The sequence below is a fragment of the Paraburkholderia sp. BL25I1N1 genome, from assembly GCF_003002025.1.
Lineage (GTDB): Bacteria > Pseudomonadota > Gammaproteobacteria > Burkholderiales > Burkholderiaceae > Paraburkholderia.
The window spans coordinates 175,325-196,458 of record NZ_PVZB01000004.1; the positions used below are offsets into that span (position 1 = coordinate 175,325).

Below are 21,134 nucleotides of genomic sequence, written 5' to 3' on the forward strand. Positions count from 1 at the left end.
TCGCTTCGCCGCGAAGGAATACGGCGAGGAAATGACGCGTTGGGCCGGCGTCCGGTGTGTGGTTGGACGATGAGGTCGACACGACTCGATGCATTGGAAAATGCTCAAGCCATCGCAATTCTTTCGCAATACCAGGCAACACCGTATGCGGCGTTTCGCAGCATGGCACTCCAGCGTCGAGCATCGCATGGCGATGTCTGCTAAGGAGTTCTGCCTAAATTAATGGGCGCGTCGGAATCGGTCAATCTTGTCTGAGGAAATAACCCGTTGCGGATTAGTGTAAGCAATTGCTGAGTAATGCGTAGTATCGTGCGCACGCCGGGTGCGTCGATATAACGCGTTTAGCGTTGATTGCCGTGCAATGGAGAGGAGGGAAGGCGGGGAAAAAGAGGGCGAAACAGGCCGGACATTGGGATAGTCCGGCCGTTGGTGCACAGTCACTTCCAGTCTCGCGGCGAGGTCCCCAAAGGGCCCTTCTTCGGGAGATTCGCCGCCGTACGAAGCTTATTGCGCCGGTTGTGGCTTGTTCGACAGCGCCAGTCGCAGCAGATCGGCGACCGTGTTGACGTTGAGCTTTTCCATGATGTTCGCGCGGTGCGCTTCGACCGTCTTGATGCTGATGCCGAGGTCGTCGGCGATCTGCTTGTTCAGGCGGCCGGCGATGATGCGCTCGAGCACCTGATGCTCACGCGCGGTCAGCTTGCCGAGACGTTCTGCCGCGGCGCGCTGCTGCTGCACGCTGGTGCTTTCGCTGCGCGCCTTGTCGAGCATGCGCTCGACCAGCTTGCGCAACTCGGCTTCGTCGAACGGTTTTTCGATGAAGTCCATCGCGCCTTTTTTCATCGTGGACACGGCCATCGGCACGTCGCCGTGGCCCGTCACGAAGATGATCGGCAGCGACGCGTTGTCGGCGATCAGGCGTTCCTGCAACTCGAGCCCGCTCATGCCGGACATCCGCACATCCAGAATCAGGCACGCGATCTGGCCCGGATGCTGATGCGGCTGCCATGCGTCGATGAACTGCTCGGCGCTGGAGAAGCATTGCACGCGGTAGCCGTTCGCCTCCAGCAGCCAGCGCAGCGAATCTCGCACGGCCTCGTCGTCATCGACGACAAAGACAGTTTCCTGTGTGGTGACTGGGCTGTTCATAGCTCTCCCGTAACGGTTTGTGGTGTCGGCGCCTGTGCCCCGCCGTTGCTCGGGCCATCAGGCTCTCCAATAGGCAGACTGCAATGGAACGTGGCGCCTGTGATGTGGCCATCGGATTCGACGTTGTTGACCACCCACAGACGACCGCGGTGCGATTCGATAATCGAACGGCAAATGTTCAGCCCCATGCCCATACCATCGGACTTGGTGCTGTAAAACGGTTCGAACAGCCGCTCGGCTGTTGCTTCGTCGACGCCCGGCCCCTGGTCGACGACGCTGATGCAGACAAACCCGCTTTCCAGCCGCACGACGACGCGGATCACTGGATCGACTGCATTCGGACGGGCTTCGGCCATCGCTTCGGCGGCGTTCTTCAGCAGGTTGACCAGCACCTGCTCGATCAGCACCGGGTCGACGTAGATTACCGGCAGGCGCGAGCGCAGATCCGTGACGATGCGAATGCGGCGCTTCCTCGCCTCGATCTCGGCGAGGCCCACGGCGTCGGCCACGATATCGGCGACGCGCGTGGCTTGCCGCTTCGGCTCGCTGCGCTTCACGAACTCGCGAATGCGCTTGATGATCATGCCGGCGCGCACCGCCTGCTGGGCGGTTTTTTCGAGCACGGGCAGCAGATTGTCAGGCGTCGTCCGACCGGATTTAACCAGCGCCACAGTTCCGGAGCAATAGTTATTGATCGCGGCGAGCGGTTGATTCAGTTCGTGCGCGAGCGACGACGCCATTTCGCCCATCGTCATCAGGCGGCTGGTGAACTGCAGCTTCTCGTCCTGCTGGCGCGACAGTTCCTGCGCCTGCTTGCGTGTCGTAATGTCGGTCGCGATCTGCATCTGCGCGAGGTGGCCGTCCACCCACTGGATGTACTGGCGGCGCACTTCGAACCACTTCTGAATGCTCTGCACGTAAATTTCCTGCGCATCCGCGGTACTTTCGGTCAACGCGGCGGCGGGCAGGCCAGCGTATGTGTCCACCATATCGATCGAATCGGACGACGCCTGTGCGCTATCGAACCCGCCGCCCGCCAATTCCAGATGCCCGTCGGGGCGAATCCCGAACAGATGCCGGTAATAGCGGTTGGCGAACAGGAGTTCGGCTTCGTCGGCGGCCAGCACGGAGACGGCGGCGTCGAGACTTTCGAGCACCGTGGTGAAGCGCTCGTGCGCGGCGGCGAGTTCTTCGCGCGCGCGTTTCGGCTCGGTGATGTCGGTCATCGACGACATCCAGCCGGTCTGGCGGCCCGAGCTGTCGATCAGCGGCGACACGTAGAGGCGAGCGTGGAACAGCGACCCGTCCTTGCGGCGCACCCGCAATTCGAAGCCGGAAGAGGGCGCCTTGCCGCGCAGTGTCATGTCGAGCTGGCGCTGCATTTCGGGGTAAGCGTCGCGCGGCCAGTAGGCGAACGGCGCGTTCTTGCCGACCAGATCGCTTTCGTCCCAGCCGGTCATGCGGCAAAAGGCCGGATTGACGTGGGTGATGCGCCCATGCATGTCGAGCACGCGCATACCGATCAGCACCGAGTTTTCCATCGCGCGGCGGAAGAACGCTTCGGCATATAGCGCCTGCTGCGCTTCGAAGCGTTGCCGCGTGTGTTTCCACAAACTCCACAGGCTCCACAGCACGAAACAGGACAGCCCGGCCACCAGCCACACCAGTGTGTTGTTGGTGAAGTTGGTCATCTGCGGGAACGCGTAGACGCGCACCGAGACGCCCTGGCCCGGCGGGTCGAGCGGCAGGTCGTAGAACATGTCGCGCGGCAGGCGCGGGCGGGTCGACGTGGTGGTCAACTCGCGATTGTTCACGTCGATGATCGAGATTTTGTACTTGGCGGACAACTCGGGCGGAATGTCGTGCTTGAGAATGCCTTCCACCGAGAACACCGCGGCGATCGTGCCGAGGAAGTCGCGGTCGCGGAACACCGGCGTTTGCAGCGTGATGTAGCCGTTGCCGAGGTCGTCGTAGATGAGCGGCGAATACACCTGGCGGCGCGTGTTGCGCGCTTCGGTGAAGGCGGCTTTGACGGCTTCGTCCATCTGCGCGTCGTTCGGCTTGGCCAGACGCTGGCCGAACACGGGCAGCGCGGTATTGGGCCAGCGCGGTTGCTGCGCGCTGGTATACCAGTTCATGTAGAGGATCTCGGGATGCCCCTGCATGATGTCCGTGGTGGACACCTGGAGCGAGTGCGGATCGGCACGGCCGGCAACCAGATCGCGCGCGAGCGCCTGGATCTGTTCCTGCGCGCCGGTCATGGACAGGCGGATCTGCTGCTGTGCCCACGCGACGTTACGGTAAAGCGTGTCTTCCTGCTGTTGCTGTTCGCGCCGGTTCAGGCTCCACAAAATCAGACTCATGACGACCAGAAACACCAGGATCGACAGAAGCGGCGTGAGCAAATAGGAATTGGACCACCATGGTCCATGGTGCCAGCGGGAGGACGGCGTCGAATCCGTCGGCGAACCGGCGGTGCGCGCCGAGCGTGCGAAAAGCCGTTCGGTCAACATGCGTGGCATTGTAGCGCAGCGTGAAGCTAGCAAATGGCGCAAAAAAGCGCGGAAAGGACCATTAATCGGCGCAAACTAGCCAGCGTATCCGTCGATCGGCAGTCAAATCAGGTTGCGCCGCAACAATTTTCCGCATTATGAGATTCGATCTCGCAATTCGAAAATTTTGTTGCGCTGACGTCGGGACCCTTATTACAATCGGCCGAAGCTGCCGCGGCCGTGCTTCGTCCGCGTCGTCTGTTCAAAGAGCGTTCCTCTACATCCAGGAGACGAGCATGTCCGCTGTACCCGACGAAGTCATGAAATATGTCGCTGCTGAAAAAGACGACGATCCCCAGGAAACCGGCGAATGGCTTGAAGCGCTGGATGGCGTGATTTCTGCTGTGGGCCCCGATCGTGCTCACTACCTGATCGAGAAACAGATTGAATTCGCGCGCGTGCATGGCGAACATCTGCCGTTCTCGGCCAACACGCCGTACATCAACACGATCCCGGTTTCGCGTCAGGCGAAGATCCCCGGCGATCAGGACATCGAACACCGCATTCGCTCGTACACGCGCTGGAACGCTATCGCGATGGTGCTGCGCGCCGGCAAGGACACCAATGTCGGCGGCCACATCGCCTCGTTCGCCTCCGCCGCCACGCTTTACGACGTCGGCTATAACCACTTCTGGCATGCGCCGTCCGCTGAACATGGCGGCGATCTCGTGTTCGTGCAGGGCCACTCGTCGCCGGGCGTCTATTCGCGCGCGTTTCTGCTGGGCCGCCTGACCGAGAACCAGCTCGACAACTTCCGGCAGGAAGTGGGCGGCGAGGGCATCTCGTCGTACCCGCACCCGTGGCTGATGCCGGACTTCTGGCAATTCCCGACCGTCTCGATGGGCCTCGGCCCGATCATGGCGATCTATCAGGCGCGCTTCATGAAGTACATGCAGGCGCGCGGCATTGCGAAGACCGACGGCCGCAAGGTCTGGGCTTTCCTCGGCGACGGCGAAACGGACGAGCCGGAATCGCTCGGCGCGATCGGCATGGCCGGCCGCGAACGGCTCGACAACCTCGTGTTCGTGATCAACTGCAACCTGCAGCGCCTCGACGGTCCGGTGCGCGGTAACGGCAAGATCATCCAGGAACTGGAAAGCGAATTCCGCGGCGCCGGCTGGAACGTCATCAAGGTCATCTGGGGCAGCCGCTGGGATGCGCTGTTCCAACGCGACAAGTCGGGCGCGCTGATGCGCCGCATGATGGCAGTGGTCGACGGCGAATACCAGACGTACAAGTCGGAGTCGGGCGCGTATGTGCGCGAACACTTCTTCAATACGCCGGAACTGAAGGCGCTGGTCGCCGAATGGTCCGACGAGGAAATCTGGAACCTGAACCGAGGCGGCCACGATCCGCACAAGATCTACGCGGCGTTCCAGGAAGCGTCGAATTCGCAGGGGCAGCCGACCGTCATTCTCGCGAAGACGATCAAGGGCTACGGCATGGGCGAAGCCGGCCAGGCGATGAACATCACCCACCAGCAGAAGAAGCTGCACGTGGATCAGCTGAAGAAATTCCGCGACCAGTTCCGCCTGCCGATCGCCGACGAAGACCTCGTCAACGTGCCGTACCTCAAGTTCGAAGAAGGTTCGAAGGAACTCGAGTACATGCGCCAGAAGCGCATGGACCTCGGCGGTTATCTGCCGGCGCGTCGCCAGAAGGCCGAGTCGCTGCCGGTGCCGGAACTGTCGGCATTCGAGCCGCTGTTGAAGGGCACGGGCGAAGGCCGCGAGATCTCCACGACCATGGCGTTCGTGCGGATCCTGAACATCCTGCTGAAAGACAAGGCGCTCGGTAAGCGCATCGTGCCGATCGTGCCGGACGAATCGCGTACCTTCGGTATGGAAGGTCTGTTCCGTCAGATCGGTATCTGGAATCAGGAAGGCCAGAAGTACGTGCCTGAAGATTCCGACCAGTTGATGTTCTACCGTGAGTCGGAAACCGGTCAGATCTTGCAGGAAGGCATCAACGAAGCTGGTGGTATGTGTGACTGGATCGCGGCCGCGACGTCGTACTCGACGCACGGCGAGATCATGATCCCGTTCTACATCTTCTACTCGATGTTCGGCTTCCAGCGTATTGGCGACCTCGCATGGGCAGCCGGCGACATGCGTTCGCGCGGCTTCCTGCTGGGTGGTACGGCCGGCCGCACGACGCTGAACGGCGAAGGTTTGCAGCACGAAGACGGCCACTCGCTGCTGTGGGCGGCTTCGGTGCCGAACTGCGTCAGCTATGACCCGACCTTCGGTTACGAACTCGCGGTCATCATGCGGGACGGTCTGCGCCGCATGGTCGCGGATCAGGAAGACGTGTACTACTACATCACGGTGATGAACGAGAACTACGAGCACCCGGCGATTCCGCAGGGCGACTCGGTGGCGGCCGACATCATCAAGGGCATGTACGCGTTCCGCAAGGCCGAAGCGGACAAGAAGGCGCCGCGCGTGCAGCTGATGGGCGCGGGCACGATCTTCAACGAAGTGATCGCCGCCGCCGACCTGCTGAAGAACGACTGGGGCGTCGCCGCCGATCTGTGGAGCGTGCCGAGCTTCACCGAACTCGCGCGCGAAGGCCATGAAGTGCAGCGCTGGAACCTGCTGCACCCCACCGAAGAAAAGAAGCTCTCGCACGTCGAGAAGCTGCTGAAGGACGCACAAGGTCCGGTCATCGCTTCGACCGACTACGTGCGCGCGCTGACCGAGCAGATCCGCGCGTTCGTGCCGCAGAAGTTCGTCGTGCTGGGCACGGATGGCTACGGCCGTTCGGACACGCGCGAAAAGCTGCGCCACTTCTTCGAAGTCGACCGCTACTGGGTCACGGTTGCCGCGTTGAATGCACTCGCAGATGAAGGCACGATCGAACGCAAGGTAGTCGCCGAGGCGCTCAAGAAGTACAACCTTGATCCCGCCAAACCCAACCCGATGACCGTCTAAGGCATCATTCCCCGTGTGCCATGGCGTGCGCGCCCGCTCCTGCGTTGGCAGGGGCAGGCCGCGTGCGCGGCCCAGGAGACACTAACAATGAGTCAAGCGATCGAAGTCAAGGTGCCGGACATCGGCGATTACAAGGACATTCCTGTGATCGAGGTGCTGGTGAAGGCGGGTGACACCGTCGAAAAAGAGCAATCGCTCGTTACGCTGGAATCCGACAAGGCGACCATGGACGTGCCGAGCTCGGCCGCCGGCGTCGTCAAGGAAGTGAAGGTCAAGGTCGGCGACAACGTCTCGGAAGGTTCGCTGATCGTCGTGCTGGAAGGTGCGGAAGGTGGCGCGGCTGCGCCGGCTCCGGCGCCTGCTGCCGCACCGGCTCCGTCGGCGGCACCTTCGGCCGCGCCTGCTGCTGCTCCGGCGCCCGCGCCCGCGGCGAGCGGCGGTGGTCTGCAGGAAGTCAAAGTGCCGGATATCGGCGACTACAAAGACATTCCCGTGATCGAAGTCGCGGTGAAGGTCGGCGATCGCGTCGAGAAAGAGCAGTCGCTGGTCACGCTCGAATCCGATAAGGCGACCATGGATGTGCCGAGCTCGGCCTCTGGCGTCGTCAAGGAAGTGAAGGTCAAGGTAGGCGATACCGTGTCGGAAGGCTCGGTGATCGTGGTCGTGGAAGCCGAAGGCGGCGCGGCCGCGGCTCCTGCTCCGGCTCCGAAGCAAGCGGTCGAAAAGCCGTCAGATGCGCCCGCCGCTCCGTCGCCGGCTCCGGCGGCTCCCTCGGCGCTCGCTCAGGCGCCGGTGATTCCGGCGGGAGAAGGCGGCGCGCGGCACGCGAGTCATGCGTCGCCGTCCGTGCGTAAATTCGCGCGCGAGCTCGGTGTCGATGTGACGCAGGTGCAGGGCACGGGTCCGAAGAACCGTATCACGCAAGCCGACGTGACCGCCTTCATCAAGGGCGTGATGACCGGTCAGCGTGCTGCGCCGGCTGGTGCGGCCGCACCGGCGGCCGCGGGCGGTGGCGGCGAGTTGAACCTGCTGCCGTGGCCGAAGGTCGACTTCACGAAGTTTGGTCCGGTCGATCCGAAGCCGCTCTCGCGCATCAAGAAGATTTCGGGCGCGAATCTGCATCGCAACTGGGTCATGATTCCGCACGTCACGAATAACGACGAAGCGGACATCACCGAGCTCGAAGCATTACGCGTGCAGTTGAACAAGGAAAACGAAAAGTCGGGTGTGAAGATCACCATGCTGGCTTTCGTGATCAAGGCTGTGGTGTCGGCTTTGAAGCAGTTCCCGACGTTTAATGCCAGCCTCGATGGCGATAACCTGGTGTTCAAGCAGTACTTCCATATCGGGTTCGCGGCTGATACGCCGAACGGTCTGGTCGTTCCTGTCATTCGCGATGCGGATAAGAAGGGTTTGATCGATATCGCCAAGGAAATGGCCGAGCTGTCGAAGGCTGCGCGTGACGGCAAGCTGAAGCCGGATCAGATGCAAGGTGGGTGCTTCTCGATTTCTTCTTTGGGTGGCATTGGCGGTACGAACTTCACGCCGATTATCAATGCGCCTGAAGTGGCCATTCTTGGTCTGTCGCGCGGTGCGATGAAGCCGGTTTGGGATGGTAAGCAGTTCGTGCCGCGTTTGATCCTGCCGCTTTCTTTGTCGTATGACCATCGTGTCATTGATGGTGCCGCGGCGGCCAGGTTCAATGCGTATCTTGGGGCGCTTCTTGCCGATTTCCGGCGTGTGATTCTTTGATCGTGTAGTTGCGTGGGACGCGGGTTTCTTTCTGTTTCTGTTATCCGCGTCTCTCTGTGGAACCTGATTGCTTGTCGGTCTATTAGCGTCGCCCCTGTGCGGGGCGGCACCTACTTTTCTTTGTCTTCCAAAGAAAAGTAGGCAAAAGAAAGGCGCGTCCTTGGGCGGACTGCAAAGGATGATTCTGTTCGCCACGCTGCCAGCTTTTGGGCCGCTTTTTTGGGTTCTTCCTTCATCACGATCAATACGAGAAGGGGACACTAATGAGTCTCGTCGAAGTAAAAGTGCCGGATATCGGTGACTTCAAAGACGTCGATGTCATAGAAGTCAATATCAAAGCGGGCGATGTCATCGAGAACGAACAGGCTCTCATGACGCTCGAGTCCGATAAGGCCTCTATCGAAGTGCCGAGCGATACCGCCGGCACAGTCAAGGAAGTTCGCGTCAAAGCCGGCGATAAAGTCTCGCAAGGCACGGTGATCGCGCTCGTCGAAACATCGGCGGATGCAGCGCCCGCAAAAGACGCGCCGAAGGCTCCAGCCAAGGAACCCGAGAAGGCGCCCGCTCAGGCGGACGCCAAACCGCAAGCCGCGCAAGCGGCGGGGGCTCCGGCTAAGGCTGCCGCGCCTGCTCCGCAAGCGGGTAGCTTCTCCGGCAACGCGGATATCGAGTGCGACATGCTCGTGCTCGGTTCGGGCCCCGGCGGCTATTCGGCGGCGTTCCGGTCGGCTGACCTGGGGATGAAGACAGTGCTGGTCGAGCGTTACTCGACGCTTGGCGGCGTGTGTCTGAACGTCGGCTGTATTCCGTCGAAAGCGTTGTTGCACACGGCGCTCGTGATCGACGAGGCCGAAGCGCTCGGCTCGCACGGCATCACGTTCGGCAAGCCGCAAATCGATCTCGACAAGCTGCGCGACTTCAAGTCGGGCGTCGTCAAGAAGCTCACCGGCGGTCTCGCCGGCATGGCGAAAATGCGCAAGGTCGAAGTGGTCACGGGCACGGGCTCGTTCGTCGATCCGCATCATATGGAAGTGCAGGTCGAGGGCGGCAAGAAGGTCGTCAAGTTCAAGCAGGCGATCATCGCCGCGGGCTCGGAAGCGGTGAAGCTGCCGTTCATTCCGGAAGATCCGCGTGTGGTCGATTCGACCGGCGCGCTCGAACTGCGCCAGATTCCGCAACGCATGCTGGTGATCGGCGGCGGCATTATCGGCCTGGAAATGGCGACGGTGTATGCCACGCTCGGCGCGCAGATTGACGTGGTCGAAATGCTCGATGGTCTGATGGCCGGCGCGGACCGCGATCTGGTCAAGGTCTGGGAGAAGTACAACAGCAAGCGTTTCGCCAACGTCATGCTGAAGACGAAGACCACCGCAGCCGAAGCGAAAGACGACGGCATCTATGTGTCGTTCGAAGGCGAGAAGGCGCCGGCTGAAGCGCAACGCTACGACCTCGTGCTGGTTGCCGTCGGCCGTTCGCCGAACGGCAAGAAGATCGGCGCGGACAAGGCCGGCGTCGCGGTGACGGATCGCGGCTTCATCGACGTGGACAAGCAGATGCGCACGAATGTGCCGCACATCTTCGCGATCGGCGATATCGTCGGTCAGCCGATGCTCGCGCATAAGGCCGTGCACGAAGCTCACGTCGCCGCCGAAGTCGCACACGGCGAGAAGGCGTACTTCGACGCGCTGCAGATTCCGTCGGTGGCTTACACCGATCCGGAAGTGGCGTGGGCCGGCAAGACGGAAGACCAGTTGAAGGCCGAAGGCATCAAGTACGGCAAGGCGGTGTTCCCGTGGGCCGCGTCGGGCCGCGCAATCGCCAACGGCCGCGACGAAGGCTTCACGAAGCTGCTGTTCGACGAGGAAACGCATCGCGTGATCGGCGGCGGAATTGTCGGTCTGAATGCGGGCGACCTGATCAGCGAAGTGTGTCTCGCGGTCGAGATGGGTGCGGACGCAACGGATATCGGTAAGACGATTCACCCGCATCCGACGCTCGGCGAATCGATCGGCATGGCCGCCGAGTTGTACGAAGGCGTCTGTACCGACCTGCCGCCGCAGAAAAAGAAGTAATGCGATTCGGTCTGCCTGCACGCGTGCAGGCGGGCTCGACAAAGCAAAAAAACGGCGCGCCCTTTGCGGGGCGCGCCGTTTTTCTTTGGGCAGCGGAGTAGGGCGGTTGCCATGCGACGACGGTGTCGTCAACACATGCTGAACGATTCACGCGACGGCGAGAAAGCGTCGCACAAAAAAATCCCGGCCTTTCGCCGGGCAAACGATACGCTATTCAACGTATCGGAGCGTTCGGCCAGTAACGCCGTGTGAACGGCAACGGCACTACGCTGTTGCTTGCGGTAACGCCGGCACAGCGTTCAAGCTGTGCCGGCGTTGGGTGATGCTTGAAACTGAAACTTAGACTGCCTTCTTGGCCGAGCGCGATGCTTGTGCGGCGGCTTGCGAAGCTGCCTTCGATGCGGCCGTTGCAGCTGCATTGAAGTTGCTTTCAGCGATTTCGACAGCTTGCTTGGTGGCCTTGTGGACCGTGTCGTACGTGGTGTTGGCAGCCGTGATAGCCGACTTCAGGACGGCGACAGCGGTTTCCGAACCAGCCGGTGCATTCTTTGCGACGTTCTCGACGAGCGATTGGACCTTGCGGTTTTGCTCTTCGAATTGCGCTTCCGCGACGCGGGTGAATTCACCTTGCGTTGCCGAAACGATTTCGTACACATGACGGCCGTACGACAGCGCCTTTTCAGCCACCGGCTGTGCAAGGCTTGCTTGCAGTGCCAGCAACTCTTGCGCGTCCTTGACCGACAGGGCGCGTTGGGCATTTTCCTGGCTTTCCGCGAGCGTCGACTTCACGACTTGCAGGTTCAGCTCAACCAGCTTTTCGACGCCTTCAAATGCTTTGGTCGTCAGGCCGAACAACGTTTCAAAGTTGGCTTTCTGGGCTGCGGCGAATTGCTCAGGGGTCAGCAGAGTCATGGTTTACGCTCCTGGAATCGCGGTCTGTCTGTGCGGACCGCATTGGGTGAATGGTGGGACACATTGGTGCATCCCGCCGGACCGCGATGAATTGTGCATCGCAGCAATGACTGCTATTTTAGGATGGCTGCAAGGAATGTCAAGTGCTTTTTGTGCGTCGCACAATATTAAGAAACTACTGATAAAACATAGCGTTATGCGATCGGCATGACATCTTCATGACGCAGGTCAACTTAATCGCCGCACCGCACTGGTGCTCAATCATGCTGTATTTATTACGAAATGGTAAGGTCTATCTAACCGGCGGGTGCATGCTTAACGCGGGGCGGCTAACAGCCGGCACTTGTTAAAAAAGCGCTCGATGGCCGTTTCGGTGTAAACCGAAAAGTGTCACGGAACGTTAATGCTAGATGCTGGTCGAATGCGCGTTGGCGGTCTGCAGCAGGCGTTTAACAACCTCGCTGTTCGACTCCGGCCCGGTTGGTCGGCGGTTTTTGACCGCACGTGCTCTACCGTATTTCCCCTGATCAAGGTTGCCTCGAAATTGCCGTTATGCTGGAAGAATCACCTCGATTCGGGCATAGGGCGGCAGCGGCGAGGCGTAATGCGCCGGCGATCGTTTTTTTCGATCGATGCGCGGCACTTATTCGTGTTTTTGCGATCGGAGCTTACAAGCCGGTTTAAGGAGCGCGTATAAGTGCTTCAAATTGCTAATTTTTCGTTGTTTTACTACACTTGCGGAAACCTCTCGCCGCTCCCTACCGAACACCCATGAAAACCGACATGTTTTCGTCGCTAAAAGTGATCCACGGCGCGGCCCGCAGCACCGCGCTGTCGGTGGCCGTCTCCATGGTCATCGCAGCGGCGTTCGCCACGCCCGTGAGCGCTTTTGCCGCCACGCCCGCTGCAACTGCAAAAACTTCCAAACACGCCAAAGCGGCGAAAAAGCCGGCTGCGGAGTCTGATACCAAGACCAAGGTGTCGAGCAAGGCCTCGAAAGCGACCAAAGGCGCGGCTGCAAAGACCGTAGCCGCCGCTGACGACGACGCACCGCGCGCGGGCGTCAAGCGCAAGCGCGTCACGTACACGTCGAACGGCCGTCATCACTCGGTGGTGCGTCGCATCGCGTACGAACCGCGTCAGCCGAGCGTCGGCCAGGCTTTCGGTCTGCACGAAACGCCGGACGCTCTCATGCTGCGCTCGAGCGTCGCGTACGTGATCGATCAGAACTCGGGCGAATCGCTGTTCGACAAGAACTCGCGCGCCGTGGTGCCGATCGCGTCGATCACCAAGCTGATGACCGCAATGGTGGTGCTGGACTCGAAAGAGGCCATGACCGACCAGATCGAAGTCACGGACGAAGACCGGGATTACGAAAAGAACACTGGCTCGCGTTTGTCGGTGGGTTCGGTGCTGTCGCGTGAAGATATGCTGCACATCGCGCTGATGGCGTCGGAAAATCGCGCGGCCGCGGCGCTGTCGCGCTATTTCCCGGGCGGCCGTCCGGCATTTCTCGCGGCTATGAACGCGAAGGCCAGGCAACTTGGCATGACCGACACGCACTTTGAAAACCCCACGGGTTTGACGAGCCAGAACGTGTCGAGCGCGCGCGATCTCGTGAAGATGGTCAACGCGGCGTACCAGTATCCGTTGATCCGCAAGTTCTCGACCGACCACAGCTACGAGGTGTACACCGGCAAGCGCTCGCTCGCGTACAACAGCACGAATGCGCTGGTGCGCAATCCGACGTGGGACATTGGCCTGCAAAAGACCGGCTTCATCAACGAAGCGGGTGAGTGCCTCGTGATGCAGGCGACCATTCACGGCCGCCCGATGATCATGGTGCTGCTCGACTCGTCGGGTAAGTACTCGCGATTCGCGGACGCCACGCGTCTGCGCACATGGCTGGATAACGGTGGCGGCGAGCCGCGCATTACCAGCGCGGACGCCGGCGGCCCGGGGACCTGAAGCGTTTGTTGCGTGGCCGGTTTCCGGCCGGCCGCATGAAAACAAAAAGCCTCGCAAAAAATGCGAGGCTTTTTGTTTTGAGCGGAAGAAGCGAAGTGCCGGCTTACGCGTGATGGCTATGCGAATGGTCTTGCGAGGGTTGCGGCCGGTAGCCGAGCGACTCCGAGATCATCAATGCGGTCTGGCTAAGCTGGCCAATCCAGGAGTCTTGCAGGCGATCCGCCGGCGCCGACAGCGATAGACCGGCGACCAGTTTGCCGGTGTCGTCGTAAATGCCGGCGGCGATGCAGCGCACGCCTAGTTCCAGTTCTTCGTTGTCTCGCGCGCAGGCCTGCTGGCGCACATGCGACAACTCGCGCTCCAGTTTGGTCAGGTCGGTGATGCTGTTCTGCGTGTGGCCCGACAAGCCGGTGCGGGTGGCGTAGGCCCGCACGCGGGTGGATTCGTCGGCGGCGAGGAACAGCTTGCCCACCGAGGTCAGATGCAACGGCGCCCGTCCGCCAATCGCCCGCACCACCTGCATGCCGGATCGCTCGGAATACGCGCGCTCGATATAGACGATCTCGTCGCCCTGGCGCACCGACAGATTCACCGTCTGGCCCGTCTGACGATGCAGTTCGCGCATCGGCGTGAGCGCCGCGTCGCGCACCGACAGGCGCGCCTTCACCAGATTGCCCAGCTCGAGCAGGCGCATGCCGAGACGGTAAGTGCCAGGATCCGACCGGTCGACCAGCCGGCACATCACCATATCGTTCAGGATGCGGTGCGCGGTGGACGGATGCAGCTCCGTGCGGATGGCGAGTTCTTTCAGGCTGACCGGGTCGCTATGCGCAGCCAGTGCGTCGAGCAAGCGCATCATGCGTTCGATCACCTGGATCGAAGTTTTGGGATCCGGGTTCGTATCGCTCATGGGAGGAATCGGTTGACGCGTCAAACAGCGGAAATTGATTGTATCCCGTATTGTGAAAAGATGGAAAGCGGTTGGAACGCCTATTCCAAATCAGGCCGCTTTCGTCCTATGCCTTCCGGCCGTTGGTATTGTGCGGCAAACAGCGGATAATCAGGCACGTTTTCCCGAAGGAGGGCTCATGCGAGTCGGATTGTTCGTTACCTGCCTGATCGACCTGATGCGTCCTGAGATCGGTTTTTCCGTCATCAAATTGATTGAAGGCGCCGGATTCGAGGTGATGGTGCCGCCTGCGCAAACCTGTTGCGGGCAACCGGCGTACAACTCGGGGGAGCGGCGCATCGCGCGCGATCTGGCCGAGAAGACCCTGCGCGAGTTCGAGCAGTTCGATTACGTCGTGGTGCCGTCCGGTTCGTGCGGCGGCATGATCCGCGCGCATTACGGCGACCTCTTCGCCGACGACCCCGAACTGATGAACCGCTTCGGCCGGCTGCGCGCCAAGGTATTCGAACTCACCGATTTCCTTGTCAACGTGGCCAAGGTGCAATTGCAGCCGGGCGAGTTCGCGGGGCAGGTCACGTATCACGATTCCTGCTCCGGGCTGCGTGAGCTCGGCGTGAAGGCGCAGCCGCGCGCCTTGCTGGCGCAGGTCGGCGTGACGGTGAACGAGATGAAGGATTGCGAGCATTGCTGCGGCTTCGGCGGCACGTTCGCGGTCAAGTACGGAGACATCTCCACGGCGATCGTCGACGAAAAGTGCGCGAATATTCGGGCGGCCGGTACTGGCACGGTGGTGCTAGGCGACCTTGGCTGCATGCTGAATATTGAGGGCCGTCTGCGGCGCACCGGCGACGCCACCACGCGCGTGCTGCACATTGCGCAGGTGCTGGCCGGCGACGTATAACGCGGGCTGCCGTAGTTCCGTCGTCTTCGTCCAGATATGCGCGCTTGACTCGTATCCGCTCGCGCTTCGCCCGTTTTGCCTGATTACGCCTAAGGCCGCCATGCAAGTCCAATCGATGCAATTCAAGGCACGCGCCGGTCAGAAACTCGCCGACCAGCGCCTGCAGCAGAACCTCACCAAGCTGTCGACCAAGTTCGTGTCGGCTCGCGCCACGGCCATGACCGCGATCGATTTTCCCGCCACGCGCGCCGCGCTGAAGGAGCGTCGCAATCGCGCGCTGGAAAATCTCGACGTGTGGCTGGAAACCTTCGAGCGCGAAGCGGCCCGGCGCGGCGTGACGGTGCTGTTCGCGGAGACGACCCAGGAGGCCGCGCGGCTGGTCGGCGACATTGCGCGCCGGCACGAGGTGAAGAAGGTGATCAAGACCAAGTCGATGGTCACCGAAGAAATGCGCCTGAATGAAGTGCTCGGGCAGATGGGCGTGCAATCCATCGAAACCGATCTGGGTGAGTACATTCTGCAGATCAACGATAACGAGCCACCGAGCCACATCATCGCGCCGGTCGTCCATAAAGATAAGGACGAGATCGCCGACCTGTTCGCGAAGACTCACAACCGCCCACGCCTGACCGAAATCACTGACATGACGCGCGAAGCCCGCGAGATGCTGCGTCCGCATTTCATGACCGCGGACATGGGCGTGACCGGCGGCAATTTCGTGGTGGCGGAAACGGGCTCGGTCGTGCTGGTCACGAACGAGGGCAACGAGGGCATGTGCACCGTGATGCCACGCGTGCATGTGGCGGTGACGGGCATCGAGAAAGTGCTGCCCACACTCGAAGATCTGGCTACGGCGATGCGTCTCCTGCCGCGCTCGGCGACTGGGCAGACCACCTCGAACTATTTTTCCCTGTTGACGGGGCCGCGCGGCGAGGGCGACCAGGACGGTCCTGAGCATATGTACGTGGTGCTTGTCGACGGCGGGCGCACGGGGCTGATCGGCGGCGACTTCCAAGAGATGCTGAGGTGCATCCGCTGCGGCGCGTGCATGAACCATTGCCCGGTGTATCAGAAGGTGGGCGGGCATGCGTACGGCTGGGTATATCCCGGCCCGATGGGTTCGGTGTTGACGCCGAGCTATGTCGGCATCGACAAAGCGCTGGATTTGCCGCAGGCCGCGACGTTGTGTGGCGAGTGCAATAGCGTGTGCCCGGTGGGCATTCCGCTATCCGACCTGTTGCGAAAGCTGCGCGAGAAGCAGGTGGAGCGGCGTCTGCGGCCGTGGAAAGAGCGCGCCGGGCTCGCCGTGTGGGGATTCCTGGCGCTGCATCCGGATGCTTACGCGCTCTTCACTAAGCTGGCTGTGCGTGTGCTGGAACGCATGGGAGGGAGAAACCGGTCTATCGCCAAGCTGCCGCTGGGCGGCGCGGGCTGGACCAATACACGGGATATACCGGCTCCGGTGGGGCGGACGTTCAGGGAGTTGTACGCGGCGCAGCGCAGCCATATTGGCTGACCAAGCGTCGGTGGGCCGACACTGCTATCGTCTTTTTCTATTCGCTCGGCATTAAGCGACCCGGTGGTTCCGGTATCGCGCTGTCTCGTCTCGCGCCGAACCGCAATGCCGTCTGCGTGATATCGCCGAAGCCACCCTAATGTAGCGGCTGCAAAAACCAGAGCGCGGTGCGCCTGCGCATCAGCACATGCGTACCGCGCGATAACCATGCGGTTCGTCCAGATCAGTGGTCCGTCATCTGGCCCGACTGGCGACCCGGCACGCCTCGCACGGGTGCGCCGTTATTGCCGTTGCCGTGACCGCCTCCGCCACCGGCCTGCTGCTGCGGGGGTGGCGGTGGCGGCGGGCTGCCACCCCCCGGTCGAGGCGCATTGGATCCGCTAGGTCCGCGCGGGCCACCGACAGCACCCTGCGGCGGCGGTCCGCCGCGTGATCCGCCGTTCGGCTGACCGTGCCAGCCGCCGTTGTCGCCGTGATTGCCGTTGTTTCCATAATTGCCGTTGTTCGGCCGACCCCGATCGGGATAGCCGCCGTAGCCGGGTCCGGGTCCGTAATAGCGGCCCGGCCCGTTGTTGTAGTAGCCGGGGCCGTAGTAGTCGCTATAGCCCATGTATACGTTGGTTTGCGGCACGACCGGCACACCGGGGGCGTAGCCATCGTAATTGTCATAGCCGCTATAGCCGCCGCCGTAGCCATTGCTATACATGGGCGTGCCGTCCGGATAGACCGCGCAGCCGCCGAGCAGGGCGGCGACAGCGAGGCAGGCGAGTGGTGCAAAACCAAAGCGTTTCATGTGATCGACCGATGCGGGATTTTGTTTCTATAAGACCGTTATTATCGCCATCCGTCGCAGGAGCTTTGTATGTGTTTGTAAGGATTTATTTTCTGTGCCATGACCCGTGTGGAACGCCGTGCGCACCGAAACCTGAATTCACTGTTCCATCCAGAGCAACGCTCTATGTCGCGCCAGTGGGTTTTTCCCGATTGTGAATTTCTATAAGATTTCGACTGGGCATAGTGGTTAACGAACTCAACTGCCCCAATCGGAACAATCGACATCATGAAAAAGACAATATCGGTGTACTGGCCCCTCGCCATCGTTTTGCCGCTTGCTGCGGCTGCTTATCTGCATATTTGTGGCAACGCCGCGTCGCGCGCCCCGCAAGCTACCCTCGCGGCCGACCAGTTGACGGCCGAACTCGCGCGTGCCGTTTCGTACGGCATGATCGACGACGCCTCGACGTTGCCGGCCAAACCGATGCGCGCCGCCACGGCGATGCCGGCGGCGGAAGCGTCGTAAGCACGAGGTTGAGCGCGACCGGGACAGGCCGCTGTACCCACTGCCACGCTCGCGACAGCCGCGCCCCGGCTCCCGGCGAGATTTCGGCCAGCTTTGTATAATCGCGGCAACATTTATTAACAGTCTGCCTGCGCGCCTCACGCGCCCGAAAAAGCCCTCGATGAAAACCGTATCCATCTGCTTTGTCTGCCTCGGGAACATCTGTCGTTCGCCGACCGCGGAAGGTGTGATGCGTCATCTGGTCGGCGAGGCGAAGCTCGCGGAACGCATTGTGATCGACTCGGCTGGAACGGGTGACTGGCACATCGGCGAGCCGCCGGACGAGCGCGCGCAGCAGGCCGCCGGCCGGCGCGGTTATGAGCTCGCCGACTTGCGCGGCCGTCAGATCGCCGCGGCGGATTTCGACCGCTTCGATCTGCTGATCGCCATGGACGACAAAAACATCGTCGCGTTGCGTCAGATCTGCCCGCCGCAGCAGCGCGACAAGATTCGTCTGCTGATGGAATTTGTTCCAGAAGGGGATGCCCGCTGGAGCGGCGCCCGCGAAGTCGTCGATCCATATTTCGGCGGCGCGGAAGGTTTCGAGCAAGTGCTGGATCAATGTGAAGTTGCCTGCCGCGGGCTCATCGCGACGCTGCGTCCCCAATTGCTTGCATAGAGTTCGGCGAGAGCGCGCGCCGGGCTGATTCAGCAATTAAGCAAATGACCCAAATCGCGGTAGGGATACTTGACTAAATCGCTCATGTATTTATACTTGACAAAACTTGTCGAGAATTGCGGTTCCCACACCATATGAGACTCACCACGAAAGGCCGTTTCGCCGTCACGGCGATGATTGACCTGGCACTGCGCCAGGAGCAGGGCCCGGTGACGCTTGCGGGTATCAGCCAGCGCCAACACATCTCCCTGTCGTACCTCGAGCAGCTGTTTGGCAAGCTGCGTCGTCATGAAATCGTCGAGTCCGTGCGCGGACCGGGCGGCGGCTACAATCTGGCCCGCCGCGCTGAAGACGTGACGGTGGCCGACATCATCATCGCGGTCGACGAGCCGCTCGACGCCACCCAATGCGGCGGCAAGGGTTCGTGCGAGGGCACCAAACAGCACGACGGCCACTGCATGACGCACGAGCTGTGGTCCACGCTGAACCAGAAAATGGTCGAGTACCTCGATTCGGTGTCCCTGAAGGATCTGGTCGATCAGCAGCGCTCGCGGGAAGGCGCGCCGGCCGTGATACGCGACAGGCGCAACGAAGCGCCGGCGGTCGAACCCGTCCGCGTGGCGCCGAAAGGGCCGAATTCAGTTTTCAACATGGCCGGGTCCTAGGCGCGGTATCGAGCAGTCACCGCAGCCAGTAAGAAACCCAGAAGCCAGAGCACATGACGTCCCCGGAGCAATTGATGAATAACGACACTCTCCATCTGCCCATCTACATGGACTACAGCGCGACGACGCCGATCGATCCGCGCGTGGTGGACAAGATGATTCCGTATCTGCGCGAGCAGTTCGGCAATCCCGCATCGCGCAGCCACTCGTATGGCTGGGCGGCGGAGCGCGCAGTCGAAGAAGCGCGTGAGAATGTCGCCGCGCTGGTGAACGCCGATCCGCGCGAAATCATCTGGACCTCGGGTGCCACGGAGTCGGACAACCTGGCCATCAAGGGCGCCGCGCACTTCTACAAGAGCAAGGGCAAGCACATCGTCACGGTGAAGACCGAGCACAAGGCCGTGCTGGACACATGCCGCGAACTCGAGCGCGAAGGCTTCGAAGTCACGTATCTGGACGTCAAGGACGACGGCCTGATCGACCTGGAAAAATTCAAGGCGGCACTGCGCCCGGACACGATTCTGGTGTCGGTCATGTCGGTGAACAACGAGATCGGCGTGATCCAGGACATCGAGGCGATCGGCGAGATCACTCGTGAAAAGGGCATCATTTTCCACGTCGACGCGGCGCAAGCCACCGGCAAGATCGAAATCGACCTGCAAAAGCTGAAGGTCGACCTGATGTCGTTCTCGGCGCACAAGACCTACGGTCCGAAGGGCATCGGCGCGCTGTACGTGCGTCGCAAGCCGCGTATCCGTATCGAAGCGCAGATGCACGGCGGCGGTCACGAGCGCGGCATGCGTTCGGGCACACTGGCCACGCACCAGATCGTCGGCATGGGCGAAGCGTTCCGTCTCGCGCGCGAAGAAATGGCGACGGAAAACGAACGCATCCGCATGCTGCGCGATCGTCTGCTGCGCGGCCTGTCGCAAATGGAAGAAGTGTATGTGAACGGCGACATGGAAAAGCGTGTGCCGCACAACCTGAATATCAGCTTCAATTTCGTCGAAGGCGAATCGCTGATCATGGCGGTCAAGGATGTAGCGGTGTCGTCGGGCTCGGCCTGTACGTCGGCTTCGCTGGAACCGTCGTATGTGTTGCGCGCGCTCGGCCGTAACGACGAGCTGGCGCATAGCTCGATCCGCTTCACGGTGGGCCGCTTCACGACCGAGCAGGACGTCGACTACGTGATCAACCTGCTGAAGACCAAGATTTCGAAGCTGCGCGATTTGTCGCCGCTATGGGAAATGCATAAGGACGGGATCGATATTTCGACCATCCAGTGGGCAGCGCACTGACGCGCCGTTTGGACAACGTCGAATTTATCGAATTGCTAACTGCACGAATTGCAGGTTGAAACGAATCAAGGAGTGTCATCATGGCTTATAGCGACAAGGTTCTGGACCACTACGAAAACCCGCGCAACGTCGGTTCCTTCGCGAAAGACGACGATGCAGTCGGCACCGGCATGGTCGGCGCGCCCGCGTGCGGCGACGTGATGAAGCTGCAGATCCGCGTGGGCGCGGACGGCATCATCGAAGACGCGAAGTTCAAGACGTATGGCTGCGGTTCGGCAATTGCATCGAGCTCGCTCGTCACCGAATGGGTGAAGGGCAAGACACTCGATCAAGCCATGTCGATCAAGAACACGCAGATCGCCGAAGAACTGGCGCTGCCGCCGGTGAAGATCCACTGCTCGATCCTCGCGGAAGACGCGATCAAGGCAGCGGTCGCCGACTACAAGCAACGCCACGGTGAAGCGGTCGTCGCGGACGAAAAGCAGCACGCTTGATCAAGCGGCGGTTGCGGCGCGGTTTCAGGTAAATCGAAACGGACGACGGCGCGA

Annotated in this window: 16 protein-coding genes; 11 read left to right on the top strand and 5 right to left on the bottom strand. The window is 61.3% G+C overall.

The window, feature by feature from the left end:
- Nucleotides 1-504 precede the first annotated feature (504 nt).
- Nucleotides 505-1,149 (bottom strand): oxygen response regulator transcription factor FixJ, encoded by a 645-nt coding sequence (gene fixJ, locus B0G73_RS07555; protein ID WP_006051254.1) that lies wholly within the window; start codon nucleotides 1,147-1,149, stop codon nucleotides 505-507.
- Nucleotides 1,146-3,662: an oxygen sensor histidine kinase FixL gene (gene fixL, locus B0G73_RS07560; protein ID WP_106279776.1), complete on the bottom strand. Its 2,517-nt coding sequence runs from the start codon at nucleotides 3,660-3,662 to the stop codon at nucleotides 1,146-1,148. The genes fixJ and fixL overlap by 4 nt, the downstream gene beginning before the upstream one ends.
- A gap of 275 nt (nucleotides 3,663-3,937) precedes the next feature.
- Between fixL and aceE the strand changes: the two genes are divergently transcribed.
- The 3 genes from aceE (at nucleotide 3,938) to lpdA (ending at nucleotide 10,458) form a co-directional block, all read left to right on the top strand.
- The gene (gene aceE, locus B0G73_RS07565; protein WP_106279419.1) at nucleotides 3,938-6,634 is read left to right on the top strand and encodes a pyruvate dehydrogenase (acetyl-transferring), homodimeric type; all 2,697 of its coding nucleotides are present in this window, start codon (nucleotides 3,938-3,940) and stop codon (nucleotides 6,632-6,634) included.
- Nucleotides 6,635-6,721: 87 nt separating this feature from the next.
- Entirely contained in the window at nucleotides 6,722-8,386 is a 1,665-nt protein-coding gene (gene aceF / locus B0G73_RS07570) for a dihydrolipoyllysine-residue acetyltransferase (protein WP_106279421.1), read from the top strand.
- A gap of 263 nt (nucleotides 8,387-8,649) precedes the next feature.
- Nucleotides 8,650-10,458: a dihydrolipoyl dehydrogenase gene (gene lpdA / locus B0G73_RS07580; RefSeq protein ID WP_106279423.1), complete on the top strand. Its 1,809-nt coding sequence runs from the start codon at nucleotides 8,650-8,652 to the stop codon at nucleotides 10,456-10,458.
- Between the two features lie 339 nt (nucleotides 10,459-10,797).
- Here the strand turns inward: lpdA and B0G73_RS07585 are convergent, their stop codons facing one another.
- The gene (locus B0G73_RS07585; protein WP_012433576.1) at nucleotides 10,798-11,370 is read right to left on the bottom strand and encodes a phasin family protein; all 573 of its coding nucleotides are present in this window, start codon (nucleotides 11,368-11,370) and stop codon (nucleotides 10,798-10,800) included.
- Between the two features lie 771 nt (nucleotides 11,371-12,141).
- On the opposite strand from B0G73_RS07585, the gene pbpG reads away from it, so the two are divergent.
- Nucleotides 12,142-13,338 (top strand): D-alanyl-D-alanine endopeptidase, encoded by a 1,197-nt coding sequence (gene pbpG, locus B0G73_RS07590; protein WP_106279425.1) that lies wholly within the window; start codon nucleotides 12,142-12,144, stop codon nucleotides 13,336-13,338.
- A 103-nt stretch (nucleotides 13,339-13,441) separates the two neighbouring features.
- Here the strand turns inward: pbpG and B0G73_RS07595 are convergent, their stop codons facing one another.
- Nucleotides 13,442-14,248: an IclR family transcriptional regulator gene (locus B0G73_RS07595; protein WP_106279427.1), complete on the bottom strand. Its 807-nt coding sequence runs from the start codon at nucleotides 14,246-14,248 to the stop codon at nucleotides 13,442-13,444.
- Nucleotides 14,249-14,426: 178 nt separating this feature from the next.
- On the opposite strand from B0G73_RS07595, the gene B0G73_RS07600 reads away from it, so the two are divergent.
- Both B0G73_RS07600 and B0G73_RS07605 read left to right on the top strand, forming a co-directional pair.
- Complete coding sequence (locus tag B0G73_RS07600; RefSeq protein ID WP_106279429.1) at nucleotides 14,427-15,149, top strand: (Fe-S)-binding protein; 723 nt, start codon at nucleotides 14,427-14,429, stop codon at nucleotides 15,147-15,149.
- A 100-nt stretch (nucleotides 15,150-15,249) separates the two neighbouring features.
- A complete protein-coding gene (locus tag B0G73_RS07605) occupies nucleotides 15,250-16,665 on the top strand; it encodes a lactate utilization protein B (RefSeq protein WP_106279431.1) in 1,416 nt (471 codons plus the stop codon).
- 223 nt (nucleotides 16,666-16,888) lie between these two features.
- Here the strand turns inward: B0G73_RS07605 and B0G73_RS07610 are convergent, their stop codons facing one another.
- On the bottom strand, nucleotides 16,889-17,458 hold the full coding sequence (locus tag B0G73_RS07610; protein ID WP_106279433.1) for a hypothetical protein: 570 nt from the start codon (nucleotides 17,456-17,458) through the stop codon (nucleotides 16,889-16,891).
- A gap of 267 nt (nucleotides 17,459-17,725) precedes the next feature.
- Here B0G73_RS07610 and B0G73_RS07615 point away from each other — a divergent pair, with 267 nt between their 5' ends.
- From B0G73_RS07615 to iscU, 5 genes are all read left to right on the top strand, one after another.
- The gene (locus tag B0G73_RS07615) at nucleotides 17,726-17,965 is read left to right on the top strand and encodes a hypothetical protein (protein ID WP_106279435.1); all 240 of its coding nucleotides are present in this window, start codon (nucleotides 17,726-17,728) and stop codon (nucleotides 17,963-17,965) included.
- A 160-nt stretch (nucleotides 17,966-18,125) separates the two neighbouring features.
- Nucleotides 18,126-18,623 carry a low molecular weight protein-tyrosine-phosphatase gene (locus tag B0G73_RS07620; RefSeq protein WP_106279437.1) on the top strand — a complete coding sequence of 166 codons (498 nt, stop codon included), beginning with the start codon at nucleotides 18,126-18,128 and terminating at the stop codon, nucleotides 18,621-18,623.
- Between the two features lie 134 nt (nucleotides 18,624-18,757).
- Nucleotides 18,758-19,288, top strand: a complete 531-nt coding sequence (iscR, locus tag B0G73_RS07625; RefSeq protein ID WP_012433568.1) for a Fe-S cluster assembly transcriptional regulator IscR — start codon at nucleotides 18,758-18,760, stop codon at nucleotides 19,286-19,288.
- 74 nt (nucleotides 19,289-19,362) lie between these two features.
- Nucleotides 19,363-20,586: an IscS subfamily cysteine desulfurase gene (locus tag B0G73_RS07630; RefSeq protein WP_106279439.1), complete on the top strand. Its 1,224-nt coding sequence runs from the start codon at nucleotides 19,363-19,365 to the stop codon at nucleotides 20,584-20,586.
- A gap of 80 nt (nucleotides 20,587-20,666) precedes the next feature.
- Complete coding sequence (gene iscU, locus B0G73_RS07635) at nucleotides 20,667-21,080, top strand: Fe-S cluster assembly scaffold IscU (RefSeq protein WP_007181285.1); 414 nt, start codon at nucleotides 20,667-20,669, stop codon at nucleotides 21,078-21,080.
- The last annotated feature ends 54 nt before the right edge of the window (nucleotides 21,081-21,134 follow it).